Origin of the sequence: Luteimonas rhizosphaericola (assembly GCF_029888045.1) — a bacterium.
In the GTDB taxonomy this organism is placed as follows: Bacteria; Pseudomonadota; Gammaproteobacteria; order Xanthomonadales; family Xanthomonadaceae; genus Luteimonas; species Luteimonas rhizosphaericola.
In genome coordinates this window covers 1-14,397 of sequence record NZ_JARXRN010000029.1, presented here as the reverse complement: position 1 = coordinate 14,397, position 14,397 = coordinate 1, and the positions used below count along the sequence as shown (strand labels likewise).

Here is a 14,397-nt window from a genome sequence, read left to right as displayed (position 1 = left end):
AGAAGCGGGCCCCGTGGGGAAGCCCTCCCGCATGAGTTTGCCGTAGCCGCTGCCCGCAGCGCCCGGGCCGAGGCCTAGCCCGGAGAAACTGATCGCAGGAGTGCCTACCCCGCCGCAACCACGCGGTTGCGCCCGCCCGCCTTGGCCAGGTACAGCCGCCGGTCGGCCTCGGCCAGCAGCCGGTGCAACTCCTCACCGCCGGCGGCCGTGCGCACGCCGATGCTCACCGTCATGCGCACCTCACCCGACGGCGTCGGCACGCTCAGGTCCTCGATCCGCCGGCGCAGGCCGTCGAAGTAGTCTTCCAGCGCGTCCTCTGCGAGGTCCGGCACCAGCAGGCAGAATTCCTCGCCGCCGAAGCGGGCGACGTGGTCCTCGGGCCGCGCGTGCGCCGACAGCGCGGTCGCCACCGCGCGCAGGGCGTGGTCGCCGGCCTCGTGCCCCCAGCCGTCGTTGATGCGCTTGAAGTGGTCGATGTCGAGGATCGCCATCGCCAGCGGCCGACGCGCGCCGCGCATCTGCGGTACCAGGCGTTCGGCGTTCTCGAGGAAATGGCGCCGGTTCGGCAGTCCGGTGAGGAAGTCGCGGGTGGCCAGGTCCTGGAGGGTGCCGATCAGCTCGAGCTGGTCGACGTTCTGCGACACCCGGCAGAAGAACTCCTCGCGCGAATAGGGCTTGCGCAGGAAATCGTTGGCGCCGCTCTTGAGGAAGCGCGCCACCAGGTCCGGATCCTCGCGTCCCGACACCCCGATCACGGCCACCCGGTCGCGGGCGCGCAGCGCGCGCAGCCGGCGCGTGAGCTCCACGCCCTGCATGCCGGGCATCTCCTGGTCGACCATCGCCAGGCGGATGGTCGGGTCGCGCTCGAGCACCCGCAGCGCGGCCTCGCCATCGGCCGCCTGCACCACGCGGTAGCCGTAGGTCTCCAGCAGCGCGGCCGCGTGCATGCGCGCCGCGGCCGAATCGTCCACCACCAGCGCGGAGATGCGCCGGTTGCGCTCGAGCCGCTTCACCAGCCAGACGATGTAGTCCAGGCTGCCCGGCGTGTTCTTGAGCACGAAGTCGATCACCCGCCGCCGCAGCATGCGCTCGCGCAGGTCCTCGTCGTAGACGCCGGTGACCACCACGGTCGACAGGCCGCGTTCGAGGAAGCAGTTGACCACCTCGTCGCGGTCGCCATCGGCCAGCACCAGGCCGGTCAGCGCCAGGAACCAGTCGTCGTGGCGCGCCAGCAGGGCACGGGCCTCGGCCAGGGTCGAGGCCACCATCACCGGCAGCTCGAGCTTCTGCTCGATCGCCCCCGCCACCGCCTGCACGTACGCGCGCGAGTTCTCCACCAGCAGCACGCGCTGCGGCAGGGGCGAACTCGGGACGATCGGCTGGAGCAGGGTCATGCGTTGCGCCTTCGGGCACTCGCAGGACTTAGCGGCCGCGGGGGCAGGAACTTGAACCCGGTGCACGACGCAGTCGTGCCGGCCAGCGCGCGGCAACGGGAATCGGCGGCCGTGCGGTGGCAGAATTGCACCCGGCGGTCCTTCATCCGCTACGGAGTCCGCCTTGCGTACGGGTATCCGCCATCCGGCGCGGCTGGTTCCGCTGGGGTTCCTGGCCCTGATCGCGATCGGCACGGCGCTGCTGATGCTGCCCGCCGCGCGCACCGGCGGCGTCGGCGCCCCGCTGCTCACGGCGTTGTTCACCTCGACCTCAGCGGTGTGCGTGACCGGGCTGATCGTGGTCGACACCCCGACCTACTGGTCGGGGCTGGGGCAGTGGATCATCCTCGCGCTGTTCCAGGCCGGCGGCTTCGGCATCATGACCGGGGCCACCCTGCTGGGCCTGCTGGTCGCCGGCCGCCTGGGGCTGGAATCGCGGCTGGCGGCGCAGGCGGAAACGCGCGGGGTGCAGCTCGGCGACGTGCGCGACGTGCTGCGGATGGTGGTGCTGGTAACGGTGGCGGTGGAAGGCGCGACGACCCTGGTGCTGGCGCTGCGGCTGCACCTGGCCTATGGCCTGCCCTGGGGCCAGGCGCTGTGGGATGGGCTGTTCCACGCGGTGTCGGCCTTCAACAACGCCGGCTTCTCGACCCGGTCCGACAGCCTGGTCTCGTGGGCGGGCGACGCCCTGATCATCCTGCCCATCACCCTGGCGGTGCTGCTGGGCGGGCTGGGCTTTCCCGTCATCAACGAGTTGTGGCGACGGCGCATGGACTGGCGGCGCTGGTCCGTGCACACGCGCCTGACGCTCTACGGCAGCGCGCTGCTGGTGGCCGGTGGGGCGGCGCTGATCGGCGTGTACGAGTGGCACAACCCGGCCACCTTCGGCGCGCTCGCCATTCCCGAGCGGCTGCTGGGATCGCTGTTCCACTCGGTGGCCGCGCGTACCGCGGGGTTCAACACCGTCGACGTGGGTGCGATGCAGGTCGAAACGCAGGCGGTGAACTGGGCGCTGATGTTCATCGGCGGCGGCAGCGCCGGGACTGCCGGCGGCATCAAGCTGACCACATTCATGTTGCTGGGCTACGCGGTGTGGGCGGAGGCGCGCGGCAGCCGCGACACGGTGGTGTTCCGTCGCCGGGTGCCGGAGGAGACCCTGCGGCTGGCGCTGACCGTGGTGCTGATGGCGCTGACCGTGGTTGCCTTCGGCGCGCTGGCGCTCCTGAGCGTGACCGACCTCGCCGTGGAGGATGCGGTGTTCGAGGCGATCTCCGCGGCGGCCACCGTGGGGCTGTCCACGGGGGTCACCCCCACGCTGCCGCCCGCGGGGCAAGGTATCCTGATCGTGCTGATGTTCGTCGGCCGCGTCGGGTCGGTAACCCTGGTGACCGCGCTGGCGCTGCGCCGTCAGCCACCGGCCTACCGCTATCCACAGGAGCGCCCGATCGTTGGCTAGTACCACTTCCCGCGCGCACGCGCTCGACGGCAGCGTGGCGGTCATCGGGCTGGGCCGCTTCGGCAGCGCGGTCGCCAGTTCCCTGCTGCACCTGGGGCACGAGGTGCTCGGCATCGACGAGAACCCCGATCTCGTCCAGCGCTGGGCCGACCGCCTGACCCACGTGGTGCAGGCCGACGGCACCGCGACCGAGGCGCTGCGCCAGCTCGGGCTGCAGGACTTCGCCCATGTGGTGGTGGGCATCGGCACCGACATCGAGGCCAGCGTGCTGACGGTGCTGGCGCTGGAGGAGCTCGGGGTGCCGGACATCTGGGCCAAGGCCACCAGCACCAAGCACGGCCGCATCCTCGAGCGCACCGGCGCCCACCACGTGGTCTATCCCGAGGCCGCGATGGGCGAGCGCGTGGCGCACCTGGTCACCGGCAAGATGATCGATTTCATCGAGTTCGACGACGGCTTCGCGATCGCCAAGACCCGCGCGCCGCGCGAGGCCGCCGGGAAGACGCTGAGTGAATCGGCGCTGCGCACCCGCCATGGCGTCACCATCGTCGGGATCAAGCGCGGGCGCCGGGACTTCATCTACGCCAAGGCCGACACCATCGTCGAGGATGGCGACGTGCTCATCGTCTCCGGGCCTACCGCGCAGGTCGAACGCTTCTCCGCGGTGGCGTGAGCCGCTAGATCTCCACCTGCGTGCCCAGCTCCACCAGCCGGTTGCCCGGGATGCGGAAGAACCCCGACGCCGGCGCCGCGTTCCTGTGCATGAGCGCGAACAGCTTGTCACGCCATACCGGCATGCCCCGATGCTTCCCGGCCACGATCGTCTCGCGGCTCGCGAAGAACGTGGTGTCCATCGGATCGAAGCACAGGTCGCTGACGTCGGACGCGGCCATCAGGGCGCGCGGCACGTCCGGCGTTTCCATGAAGCCGAACCGGATCAGCACGCGGTAGAAGCCCTCCCCGACCTCCTCGATCTTCAGCCGCTTGTGCGAGTAGGGAACCGACAGGGTCTCGACGGTCAGGAACACGTTGCGCTCGTGCAGCACCTTGTTGTGCTTGAGGTTGTGCAGCAAGGCGTGGGGAACCACGCCGCGGTCGCTGGTCATGAACACCGCCGTGCCTTCCACCCGCACCGGGGGCGCCAGCATGAGCCCGGGAATGAACGTGTCCAGCCGGATGCCTTCCTTCTGCATCTCCTCGCGCAGGATGTCGCGGCCACGGCGCCACGTCCGCAGCATCGTGAACAGCACCGCGCCGAGCACGACCGGGAACCACCCGCCCTGCAGGATCTTGGCGCCGTTCGCGACCACGAACGCCACGTCGATGACCAGGAACAGCGCGCACAGCGGCACCACCCACCTGCGCCACCGCGGCCACAGTGCACGCGCGACGATGGCGAGCAGCAGGGTGTCGATCAGCATCGTCATCGAGACCGAGATGCCGTACGCGGTCGCCAGCGCCGAGGAGGTGCGGAAGCCGAGCACCAGCGCGATGACGATGACCATCATGGTCCAGTTCACCGCCGGGATGTAGATCTGCCCGATGGTGTCGCTGGAGGTGTGGTTGATCCGCATCCGCGGGATGTAGCCCAGCTGCATGGCCTGGCGCACGACCGAGAAGCCGCCGGTGATGACCGCCTGCGACGCGATCACGGTGGCCATCGTGGCCAGCACCAGCATCGGCCACCGCGCCCATTCCGGCACGCCCACGTAGAACGGATTGCGGATCGCGGCCGGATCCTCCAGCACCAGCGCGCCCTGGCCCAGGTAGTTGAGCATCAGCGACGGCAGCACGAAGAAGTACCAGGCGTAGCGGATCGGCTTGGCGCCGAAGTGGCCCATGTCGGTGTAGATCGCCTCGCCACCGGTCACCGCGAGGATGACCGCGCCCAGGATGAACACCCCGCCCCAGGTGTGGTCGACGAAGAAGTGCACCGCCCAGTAGGGATTGATCGCGTGCAGCACCTCCGGTTCGTGCAGGATGTTCGCGACCCCGAGCACCGCCAGCGACAGGAACCAGAGCAGGGTGATCGGCCCGAACACCCGCCCGACCTTGGCGGTGCCGAAGCGCTGGGTGGCGAACAGGCTCACCAGGACCACCAGCGACACCGGCACGATCCAGTCGTGCAGTCGTGGCGCGATCACTTCCAGGCCTTCGACCGCGGAAAGGACCGAGATCGCGGGCGTGATCACCCCGTCGCTGAAGAACAGCGAGGCGCCGAAGATGCCGAAGATGCCGACCAGGTAGGCGGGCCGCGAGTTCTTCGGGAAACAGCGCTGGGCGAGCGCCATCAGCGCCATGATGCCGCCCTCGCCGTCGTTGTCGGCGCGCATGATGATGGTCACGTACTTGAGCGTGACCACGATCGTCAGCGCCCAGAAGATCATCGACAGCAGGCCGAGCACGGTGTCGTGCTGCGCGGTCAGCCCGTAGTGAGGCGAGAACGCCTCGCGGATCGTGTACAGCGGGCTGGTGCCGATGTCGCCGAAGACGACGCCGATGGCGCCGACGATCAGTCCCGCCAGGCCGACGCGGCCGTGGCCGTGCGATGGCGAGCCCGACCCTTGCGGCGGCTGGGAGGATGTCTGCGACATGTCGGAGCGGGTTCGGGCGACAGTGGGGGCCGTCAGCGAAGGGCGGACTGTAACGCTTTCCGGATGATGGTTTCAGCGCGGTCGCCCTCGCCGGCGGCGGCCTTGGCCATCTTCTGCGCCTCCGCGGGCTTGTAGCCGAGCTGCTGCAGCGCGATCGTGGCTTCGGACAGCGGATCGGCCGGCAGCGGCCCGCCGGGCGCGCCGGCCGGCCCGGATGCGAGGTCCGCGGCCCGGTCGCGCAGCTCCACCACGATGCGCTCGGCGGTCTTCTTGCCGATCCCGGGGATCCGCGTCAGCGCGGTCACGTCGCCCGACTGCACCAGCAGCGCGAACTGGTTGACCGAGGCGCCCGACAGCACCGCGAGCGCGATCTTCGCGCCGATGCCGGTCACCTTCTGCACGTCGCGGAACAGCCGCCGCTCGGCCTCGGTGAGGAAGCCGTACAGCGAGACGCTGTCTTCCTTCTGCGCATAGTGCGTGAACAGCGACACCTCGCGCCCCACCTCCGGCAGGTCGTAGAAGGTGCTCATCGGCGCCTCCAGCTCGTAGCCGACGCCGTGGACGTCGACCACCAGCCAGGGCGGCTGTTTGTGCACCAGCACGCCCTTGAGCCGGCCGATCATGCGCGCACCTGCGACATCCACATCCCGGCCACGACATCGCTCCGCTCGACCCAGGTGGACCGACCCGCTGCAGACGCGGATGCGGACCGGGCGGCCTGCACGTGCCGGCGCCCCGGCCGCGTCGCGATGCCCGCGGCCGGCTCGGCGGCGACGCGCCCTGCGGTGACAGGACCGCTCATTTGCGGCTCCAGGCCTGCTGCGCGCTCACGCCCAGCCGCTTCGCGGTGGCGCGCACGTGCGCGTGGGTGATGGCGATCGCCAGCGCGTCGGCCGCATCGGCCTGCAGCTTGCCGTGCAGGTTGAGCATGATCCCGACCATGTGCTGGATCTGCGCCTTCTCCGCCCCGCCCTTGCCGACCAGGGCCAGCTTCACTTCCTTGGCCGCGTACTCGTGCACCGGCAGGTCGCGCAGCACCACGGCGCTGATCGCCGCGCCGCGCGCCTGGCCGAGCTTGAGCGCCGAATCGGGATTGCGCGCCATGAACACGCGCTCGATCGCCACCTCGTGCGGCCGCCACTGCTCGATCACGTCCGACAGCCCGACCAGCAGCCGCTTGAGCCGCGACGCGAAATCGCCCTCCCCGAGCAGCACCAGCGCGGTATTGAACACGTGGGTCGACCGGCCGGCCTCGTCGACGTCGATGATGCCCACGCCGGTGCGCTGGGACCCGGGGTCGATGCCGAGGATGCGGGTCATGCACGGCACCGGGGATCGGGGTCGCGAAGGGGTCCGGCCGCCGTCGGACCGGCGTCGCGCCGCATCCAGGGGCCAGGGGCCCGCAGGCCCGGTGTCACCCGTACGCCTCGTCGCCGAGTTGCGCGTTGGAGTACACGCTCTGCACGTCGTCCATGTCCTCCAGCCAGCGCAGCAGCTTGACCACCTGCTGCGCGGTCTCGCCGTCGACGGCGATGTCGTTGTCGGCGCGCATGGTGACCTCGGCGATCTCCGGCGTGGCGCCGGTAGCCGCCATCGCGTCGCGCACGGCGGAGAAGGCCTCCGGCGTCGTGATCACGTCGATCGCGCCGTCCTCCGGGTACACCACCACGTCCTCGGCCCCGGCCTCGATCGCGGCCTCGGTCACCCGGTCCTCGTCGCTGCCGGCCGGGAACGACAGCACGCCGAGCTTGCGGAACATGAAGGCCACCGAGCCCTCGGTGCCGAGGTTGCCTCCGAACTTGCCGAAGGCGTGGCGCACGTCGGCCACGGTGCGCACGCGGTTGTCGGTGAGGCAGTCGACGATCACCGCCACACCGCCGGGCGCGTAGCCCTCGTAGCGGATCTCCTCGTATTCCACGCCTTCCAGCTCGCCCGTCGCCTTCTTGATCGCGCGCTCGATCACGTCCTTGGACATGTTGACCGACAGGCCCTTGTCGATCGCCGCGCGCAGGCGCGGGTTGCCGGCCGGATCGCCGCCGCCCGCGCGGGCGGCCACGCCGATCTCGCGGATGATCTTGGTGAAGATCTTGCCGCGCTGCGCGTCGACGGCGTTCTTGCGTGCTTCGATGGAAGGACCGCGGCCCATGCTCGGTAGGATTGGTGGCGAAGCGGCGGATTATACGTTTTGCGGCCCGTCGCCATGGTCGAAGTGGCCCGTGCGCAGGAACACCGCCGCCTGGCGGGCCGCCTCGGGCGACAGCACCAGGCCGGTGTGGCTGCAGCGGACCAGGCAGTGGTCGCACACGCCCGGCAGGCGGGTTTCGGCGATCGCGACGGTGCCGTCGGAGTCGCGGTCGACCGCCGCCAGCACCCGCCCCAGCCCGCGCGGCACGCAGCCGGCCACCACGCCCACCTCGGCCGGGCCCTCCCAGCGCTCGAAGCCGCGCGAGAGCAGGTCCGCGCTGCGCCCGAGGATCGGCGAGGACCAGCGCCGCGCCTGCAGCACCCGCGCGGTGCCGCTGCCGCACAGGGGCGATCCCAGGCAGACGACCCGACGCACCGGCAGGTCCGGCGCGATCCGCAGCGCTTCCAGCGCCACCAGGCCACCCAGGCTGTGGCCGACGATGTCGGTCTCCGGCCCGCCACGCAGCCGTTCGACCAGCGCCTGCGCCGCCGCGGCCGCGCCGCCGCGGATGCTGTCGTAGGCCCAGATGCGCGGGCTGAATCCCGCCGCGCGCAGCTTCGCCGCCAGCGGCGACAGCCACAGGCCCGCGTTCCAGATGCCGTGGATCAGCAGCACCGGGCGCGGCGCGCATGCGACATCTGCGGCGCGCGCATGGGACGGGTCGCTTGCAGCCGCAGAGGCGGTCGAGGTGGCGTCGGGGCGCGGGGACATGTCGCCATTGGGCCGCCCGCTGCCGCGCGGTGCAAGTCCGTCCCGCGCCGGGCCATCGTTCCGGCCTTCGCGCCCGGCGGGCGGCGCTTTCGCGCTTCGCCGTGCGCGCGCCGGCTAGCCGGACGCCGGGCGGCGCAGGATGAACTCGAGGTCGCGCGTGGCGCCGACCGGGAAGATGTACTCGCCCACCAGGTCGAAGCCGTAGCGCCCGTAGAAGCGCTGCGCACCCGTGTTCTCCGACCATACGCCGACCCACAGCGTGCGCGGGCCGCGCTGCAGCAGCCAGCCCATCGCGGCGTCCATCAGCCGGCCGCCCAGGCCGCCCGACTGGTGGCCGCGCAGCACGTACAGGCGCTTGATCTCGCCATCGCCCGTCGCGACCTCGGGATGCGGCAGGCCGCAGGGCCCGGCGGCGACGTGGCCGATGGCCTGCCCGTCCTGTTCGGCCAGCCAGACCGCATAGTCGGCATGGGCCAGGATCGTGCGTTGCCGCCCGACGGCGTAGGCCTCGGCCAGGAACGCCGCCAGGTCCGCGGGCGGATACAGGTGCCCGAAGGTCTCGCTGAAGGTGCGCGTGGCCAGCGCCGACAGGATTTCGGCGTCCGCCACAGTGGCGCGGCGGAGCGTCGGTCCGCCTTCAGAGCCAGTGTCAGCGGTTCGTCCGGTCATACGGGAACACTCAGGCGTAGAGCCCCCCTTTGAGTCAAGGGGGGCGCGGCGACAGCCGCAGGGGATCTGGGGGAATGCGCCGGGGCCCGCGATTCCGCTCTGCGGAATCGTGGGGGGACTCACTGCGCAGCAGATGAGGTCCGCGCACGCACCTGGATGTGCACCTCGGCCAGTTGCGCATCCGGCACCGGCGACGGCGCACCGGTCATCAGGCACTGTGCGCTGGTGGTCTTGGGGAAGGCGATCACGTCGCGGATCGAGTCGGTGCCGGCCATCAGCGCGGCGATGCGGTCGATGCCGAAGGCGATGCCGCCATGCGGCGGCGCGCCGTACTTGAGCGCATCGAGCAGGAAGCCGAACTTGAGCTCCGCCTCCTCCTTGCCGATGCCCAGCAGCTCGAACACGGCCGACTGCATCCTTGATCGATGGATGCGGATCGAGCCGCCGCCGATCTCGTTGCCGTTGAGCACCATGTCGTAGCCGCGCGACACGGCCGTGGCCGCGTTCGCGCGCAGGTCGGCCTCGTCGTCCACCGCCGGCGCGGTGAAAGGATGATGCAGGGCCACGTAGCGCTGCGCCTCCTCGTCCCATTCGAACATCGGGAAGTCGGTGACCCACAGCGGCGCCCAGCCATCGTTGACCAAGCCGAAGTCCCTGCCGGCCTTCAGGCGCACCGCGCCCATGAAATCGCTGACGGTCGAGTACTTGCCGGCGCCGAAGAACACGAGGTCGCCGTTGCCGGCGCCGACGTGCGCCACCAGCGCGGCGAAGGCGGCCTCGTCGAAGAACTTCTGGATCGGCGACGACACTTCGCCGTTCCCGGCGATCTTGATGTACGCCAGGCCCTTCGCGCCGTACTTGCCGGCGTGCGCGGCGTATTCGTCGATCTGCTTGCGCGAGAGCGAGGCGCCACCCGGGATGCGCAGCGCGCAGACCCGGCCGCCGGCCTCGCTGGCCGGGCCGGTGAACACGGCGAAGCCGCTGTCCTTCACCAGTTCGGCGACGTCGACCAGCTCCAGCGCGATGCGCAGGTCCGGCTTGTCCGATCCGTAGCGGCGCATCGCCTCGACGTAGGTCATGCGCGGGAATTCGGGGGCGAGTTCGACCCCGGCCACCTCGCGGAACACGTCGCGGACCATCGCCTCGACCGTGTCCTGCACGTCGCGCTCGGACACCCACGCGAACTCCATGTCGAGCTGGGTGAATTCCAGCTGGCGGTCGGCGCGCAGGGCCTCGTCGCGGAAGCAGCGTGCGATCTGGTAGTAGCGGTCGAAGCCCGCCATCATCAGGATCTGCTTGAACAGCTGGGGCGACTGCGGCAGCGCGTAGAACTCGCCCGGATGCATGCGCGCCGGCACCAGGAAGTCACGCGCGCCTTCCGGCGTGGCCTTGGTCAGGATCGGGGTCTCGATGTCCTGGAAGCCGCGCGCGTCGAGCCAGTGGCGCAGCGCGCTCACCAGCTTGGTGCGCGTGCGCATGCGCCGCTGCATCTCGGGATGGCGCAGGTCGAGGTAGCGGTAGGTCAGCCGCGTCTCCTCGCCCGGGTTCTCGTGATGGTGGAACGGCAGCGGCTCGGCCTTGTTCAGCACCTCGATGCGCTCGGCCACCACTTCCACCTGCCCGGTGCGGATCTTCGCGTTCACCGACTGGCGGCGGCGCACGGTGCCGGTGATGCGCAGGCAGTCCTCGTAGCCCACCTGTTCGGCCGCGGCCACCACCGCGGCATTGCCCTCGGCCTGCGACGGCTCGGCGACCACCTGCACGATGCCTTCGTGGTCGCGCAGGTCGATGAAGCACACGCCGCCGAGGTTGCGGGCGACGTCGGCCCAGCCGCACAGGGTCACGGGCTGGCCGATCAGCGACTCGTCGATCAGGCCGCAGAAATGGGTACGCATGGAACGACGACTCCGGAAGATGACAGGCCGGTGCATGGCCGGCAAACCCGCGATTCTAGCCGCTTCTGCCCGCCACGGCCCCTGCAGGCAGGGCGATCCGGACCCCTCGCGTCCCCGACGCGCACCGCCGCTGTCGACACCCGGTTCAGCAATATGACAGCACGGTGTCAATACGGTCGCCGTTCCCGGGCCGTGGTCCGGCCCCGTTTCCGAGAGCGAGAACCGCGCCGCATGTCGATCGTCCTGCTGTCGCTGCTGCTGTTGCTCGGCTACCTGCTGGTGGCCGGGGAACGGCTGGCGTGGACCAAGGCGGCACTGGTCTCGCTGCTGCTCGCGGGCCTGAGCGCGTGGTGGCTGGTGGACCGCCTGAGCGGCAACGGCATCGATGCGGCCACCCTGTACCACCTGCAGGCCGGCATGCAGGGCGCAGGGGTGGCCGAATTCGGCGCCGAGCTGTGGATGTTCGGCGGCCTGCTCCTGCTGTCGCTCTCGCCGCTGCTGCTGGTCGGCCCGCTGCGCGGCCGCCTGCGCCGACTGCGCGGACGGCACCCGGACGGTGCGGTCGCGGCCGGGTTCGCGGTGGTCTTCGTGGCCGCGGTGCTGGCCAGCCCGCTCTATGCGGACGCGCGCCGCCTGCAGCGGCAGCTGGCCCCCGTCGATGCGGGCCCGGTGGCCGCGGAATACGTCGTGCCCGCGGGCCCGATCGCGCAGCCGAAGAACATCGTCTGGATCTACGGCGAGAGCCTGGAGCGCACCTACCTCGACCAGGACGTGTTCCCCGACCTGATGCCGAACCTGTCGACGCTGGTGCGCCAGGGACTGGACTTCCGCGGCATCGCCTCTCCCGAGGGGACCGGCTGGACCATCGCCGGCATCGTCGGCTCGCTGTGCGGGGTGCCGCTGACCACCGCCCGCGGCGACGAGAACAGCCTCGGCCGCATGCGCGAGTTCCTGCCCGGCGCGCACTGCCTGCCCGACTATCTCAAGGCCCAGGGCTACCGCAACGTGTTCCTGGGCGGCGCCGACGCCGCGTTCGCGGCCAAGGGCAGCTTCCTCCAGCGCCATGGCTTCGACGAGGTGCGCGACCAGGCGCACTACCGCGCGGCCGGCATCGCGCCCGAGCACTTCTCCAACTGGGGCGTGCACGACGACGTGCTGCTCGACGACGCGTTCGAGACCTTCATGTCGCTGTCGGCTGCCGGCGCACCGTTCATGCTCAGCGCACTGACGATGGACACCCACCACCCGGCCGGCCACCTGCCGGTCGCGTGCCGCGACGTGCGCTACCGCAGCGCGCACGGCGAGATCGGCCTGCTCAATGCGCTCAAGTGCAGCGATCGCCTCGTGTCGCGGCTGGTCGAACGGATTCGCACCAGCCCGTACGCGGCCGACACCCTGATCGTGCTGGCCTCCGACCACCTGGCGATGCCCAACCACCTCAGCCACGTGCTGAAGGACATGCCGCGCGAGAACCTGCTGGTGTTCCTGGCGCCGGGCGTGAAGCCCCGGCAGATGACCGTGCCGGGCTCCGTGCTCGACAGCGGCGCGACCCTGCTGTCGCTGCTCGATCCGGCGCAGGGCGCGGTCGGTTTCGGCCGTTCGCTGCTGGCGCCGGCGCACGATGGCGCCACCCGCGCCGCGCTGACGGACGACGGCGATTTCGCGCCCTACCTGGCCTATGCCCGCAGCCTGTGGACCGGCGGCGACGTGCGCACCCTGCGGGTCGAGGACGGCCAGCTGCGGCTCGGGCTGCAGCACGTCAAGCCGCCGGTGATGATCGAGTACGACACCGACTGGGGTCTGGGCGCGATCACCATGGAGGACGCGCCGCGCCAGTTCGGCATCGACGACCCCGCCAACGTGCGCGCCTACGTCGACCGCTGCACCGCCTTCGACGGCGGCGCGCTGCGCGGCGAGTGGTGCGCGCTGCTGGTGGATGCCGGCAACAACATGAAACTGTTCGCGGGCGCCGACCTCGAGCGCGGCGTGCGCGTCGACGCGCCGCTCGACGCCTCGGCCGGCCCGCGTCCGCGGCCCCGGCGCGCGGTCTGGCTCGGCGCCGAGTCGGCGGTGGTGGCGGGCGAGTACCAGCTGCGCCTGCATCCGCGGGAGTGGCCGAGCCACGCGTTCTGGCTGGAAGCGATCGCCTCCGACGGACGGGTCGTGCTGCGCGAATGGATCGATCCCGAAGGCCGCGACCCGGACCGCCCGATCCGGCTGCGGGTCGGCGTGGACGAGCGCATTGAGGACCTCGAGATCCGCGCCTGGCTCGACTGGGCCGAATTCATGGAAGTCGACAGCATGGCGATGGTGCGCACCGGGGCCGGCTCGCGCGGCTGAGGCATCGTGGCGGCGCGGTCGCCGACGCGGCACGGAGGTTTCTGCGGCTTGTGAATTCGCAGCCTGCACTTGTCCATCGCCGTGCGCCCCCTTCAGCGCGGCCACGACGCGCCACGGCGCGATCTCGCCGAAATGCAGGTGCGGCGACAGGCGCAAGGTGCCGGCCTGGTCGGGCCGGTCGCGATCCCGGCAACCGTCCGCAGCGACCGCCCGGCCGCCGGACATTCGCCACAGGCTGCAGCGACCACGTGGCTGGAGCGGCTGGATGTCGTCAGTGATCCCGATCTGCGCGTGCGACGCCGTTCTCAGGCGCGAACGTCGACGGACCGTCGGCTGACCTTGCGGGCGAAACAGGCGGCCTGACAGGCCGTGACCAGCCGCCCAGCTGGCGCCATCGCGACCTCACATCACGAGTGCTCGCCGACACCGTGGACGGCACGGCAGCCTGCGGATCAGGCGTCGGCGGCCTTCGCTGGCGCCGGGGCGGGGGTGGCGGCCGGCTTCTCGCCTGCCGGTTTGGCGGCGTCGGGCTTCTTCGCGTCGGCGTCGGGCTTGGCGGCACCCTCGCCACCTTCGGCCAGGTTGCGCTTGCGGTCCCCGTCCTTCTTGAAGTCGGTCTCGTACCAGCCGCCACCGGCCAGCCGGAACGCGGGCGCGGTCAGCGCGCGGCGCACGGCGCTGGCGCCGCAGGCCGGGCACTGTTCGGGATCGGGGTCGGACAGCTTCTGCAGGCGGTCGAAGGCGTGGCCGCACTGCTCGCAACGGAAGGCATAGATGGGCATGGGATGCGACGGGAAGTCTGTTTCGAGCGCGCAGTCTGGGGCCACCGCGCGCGAAATCAAGTCCCGCGGCGACCACGACGCCGCATCCGCCGCCCTGCGCAGGGCATGCGCATCACGTCGCTCTCCCGCTCGGCCCCGCGCGCCGGGCTCGGCGTAGGGACGCGTCGCCAGGACAAGGCCGAAGGCCGCATCCGGGAACCCGATTCCACCGTCGGCGCGGTGACACGTGCGTTGCGTCCCGGATGCGCTTCGCTTATCCGGGCTACGGACCTGCATCGCACCGCCCCGGACTCGGCCCTCCATCCGCCGGGTGCGGCATACCGGCGCGTAGC

13 protein-coding genes are annotated in these 14,397 nt (G+C 71.0%); 4 read left to right on the top strand and 9 right to left on the bottom strand.

From position 1 onward, the window contains the following. Positions 1 to 104: 104 nt before the first annotated feature. On the bottom strand, positions 105 to 1,394 hold the full coding sequence (locus tag QFW80_RS16465; protein WP_280603119.1) for a diguanylate cyclase: 1,290 nt from the start codon (positions 1,392 to 1,394) through the stop codon (positions 105 to 107). Between the two features lie 163 nt (positions 1,395 to 1,557). Here QFW80_RS16465 and QFW80_RS16460 point away from each other — a divergent pair, with 163 nt between their 5' ends. Continuing rightward, entirely contained in the window at positions 1,558 to 2,889 is a 1,332-nt protein-coding gene (locus tag QFW80_RS16460; protein ID WP_280603117.1) for a TrkH family potassium uptake protein, read from the top strand. Then, positions 2,882 to 3,562: a potassium channel family protein gene (locus QFW80_RS16455; protein ID WP_280603115.1), complete on the top strand. Its 681-nt coding sequence runs from the start codon at positions 2,882 to 2,884 to the stop codon at positions 3,560 to 3,562. The genes QFW80_RS16460 and QFW80_RS16455 overlap by 8 nt, the downstream gene beginning before the upstream one ends. 4 nt (positions 3,563 to 3,566) lie before the next feature. On the opposite strand, the gene QFW80_RS16450 is transcribed toward QFW80_RS16455, so the two are convergent. The 7 genes from QFW80_RS16450 to aspS form a co-directional block, all read right to left on the bottom strand. Beyond that, the gene (locus QFW80_RS16450; protein WP_280603113.1) at positions 3,567 to 5,483 is read right to left on the bottom strand and encodes a potassium transporter Kup; all 1,917 of its coding nucleotides are present in this window, start codon (positions 5,481 to 5,483) and stop codon (positions 3,567 to 3,569) included. A 32-nt stretch (positions 5,484 to 5,515) separates the two neighbouring features. Next, the gene (gene ruvA / locus QFW80_RS16445) at positions 5,516 to 6,106 is read right to left on the bottom strand and encodes a Holliday junction branch migration protein RuvA (protein WP_280603111.1); all 591 of its coding nucleotides are present in this window, start codon (positions 6,104 to 6,106) and stop codon (positions 5,516 to 5,518) included. 175 nt (positions 6,107 to 6,281) lie between these two features. After that, complete coding sequence (gene ruvC, locus QFW80_RS16440) at positions 6,282 to 6,803, bottom strand: crossover junction endodeoxyribonuclease RuvC (protein WP_280603109.1); 522 nt, start codon at positions 6,801 to 6,803, stop codon at positions 6,282 to 6,284. A gap of 94 nt (positions 6,804 to 6,897) precedes the next feature. Next, positions 6,898 to 7,629 (bottom strand): YebC/PmpR family DNA-binding transcriptional regulator, encoded by a 732-nt coding sequence (locus tag QFW80_RS16435; RefSeq protein WP_280603107.1) that lies wholly within the window; start codon positions 7,627 to 7,629, stop codon positions 6,898 to 6,900. A 30-nt stretch (positions 7,630 to 7,659) separates the two neighbouring features. Beyond that, positions 7,660 to 8,379, bottom strand: coding sequence for an esterase/lipase family protein (locus QFW80_RS16430; RefSeq protein ID WP_280603106.1), 720 nt, complete (start codon positions 8,377 to 8,379; stop codon positions 7,660 to 7,662). A 114-nt stretch (positions 8,380 to 8,493) separates the two neighbouring features. Continuing rightward, the gene (locus QFW80_RS16425) at positions 8,494 to 9,048 is read right to left on the bottom strand and encodes a GNAT family N-acetyltransferase (protein ID WP_280603105.1); all 555 of its coding nucleotides are present in this window, start codon (positions 9,046 to 9,048) and stop codon (positions 8,494 to 8,496) included. Between the two features lie 119 nt (positions 9,049 to 9,167). Then, complete coding sequence (aspS, locus tag QFW80_RS16420) at positions 9,168 to 10,943, bottom strand: aspartate--tRNA ligase (RefSeq protein WP_280603103.1); 1,776 nt, start codon at positions 10,941 to 10,943, stop codon at positions 9,168 to 9,170. Positions 10,944 to 11,174: 231 nt separating this feature from the next. Here aspS and QFW80_RS16415 point away from each other — a divergent pair, with 231 nt between their 5' ends. Both QFW80_RS16415 and QFW80_RS16410 read left to right on the top strand, forming a co-directional pair. After that, positions 11,175 to 13,283 (top strand): phosphoglycerol transferase I, encoded by a 2,109-nt coding sequence (locus QFW80_RS16415; RefSeq protein ID WP_280603101.1) that lies wholly within the window; start codon positions 11,175 to 11,177, stop codon positions 13,281 to 13,283. 69 nt (positions 13,284 to 13,352) lie between these two features. Further along, complete coding sequence (locus tag QFW80_RS16410; protein ID WP_280603100.1) at positions 13,353 to 13,646, top strand: hypothetical protein; 294 nt, start codon at positions 13,353 to 13,355, stop codon at positions 13,644 to 13,646. A gap of 89 nt (positions 13,647 to 13,735) precedes the next feature. Here QFW80_RS16410 and QFW80_RS16405 read toward each other — a convergent pair whose 3' ends face one another. Beyond that, the gene (locus QFW80_RS16405; RefSeq protein WP_280603099.1) at positions 13,736 to 14,065 is read right to left on the bottom strand and encodes an FmdB family zinc ribbon protein; all 330 of its coding nucleotides are present in this window, start codon (positions 14,063 to 14,065) and stop codon (positions 13,736 to 13,738) included. Between the last annotated feature and the right edge of the window lie 332 nt (positions 14,066 to 14,397).

Bases quoted from the DNA above. Each gene is read 5' to 3' on its own strand.
- QFW80_RS16465 (WP_280603119.1), bottom strand. From the start codon at position 1,394: ATGACCCTGCTCCAGCCGATCGTCCCGAGTTCGCCCCTGCCGCAGCGC.
- QFW80_RS16450 (WP_280603113.1), bottom strand. From the start codon at position 5,483: ATGTCGCAGACATCCTCCCAGCCGCCGCAAGGGTCGGGCTCGCCATCG.
- ruvA (WP_280603111.1), bottom strand. From the start codon at position 6,106: ATGATCGGCCGGCTCAAGGGCGTGCTGGTGCACAAACAGCCGCCCTGG.
- ruvC (WP_280603109.1), bottom strand. From the start codon at position 6,803: ATGACCCGCATCCTCGGCATCGACCCCGGGTCCCAGCGCACCGGCGTG.
- QFW80_RS16435 (WP_280603107.1), bottom strand. From the start codon at position 7,629: ATGGGCCGCGGTCCTTCCATCGAAGCACGCAAGAACGCCGTCGACGCG.
- QFW80_RS16430 (WP_280603106.1), bottom strand. From the start codon at position 8,379: ATGTCCCCGCGCCCCGACGCCACCTCGACCGCCTCTGCGGCTGCAAGC.
- QFW80_RS16425 (WP_280603105.1), bottom strand. From the start codon at position 9,048: ATGACCGGACGAACCGCTGACACTGGCTCTGAAGGCGGACCGACGCTC.
- aspS (WP_280603103.1), bottom strand. From the start codon at position 10,943: ATGCGTACCCATTTCTGCGGCCTGATCGACGAGTCGCTGATCGGCCAG.
- QFW80_RS16415 (WP_280603101.1), top strand. From the start codon at position 11,175: ATGTCGATCGTCCTGCTGTCGCTGCTGCTGTTGCTCGGCTACCTGCTG.
- QFW80_RS16405 (WP_280603099.1), bottom strand. From the start codon at position 14,065: ATGCCCATCTATGCCTTCCGTTGCGAGCAGTGCGGCCACGCCTTCGAC.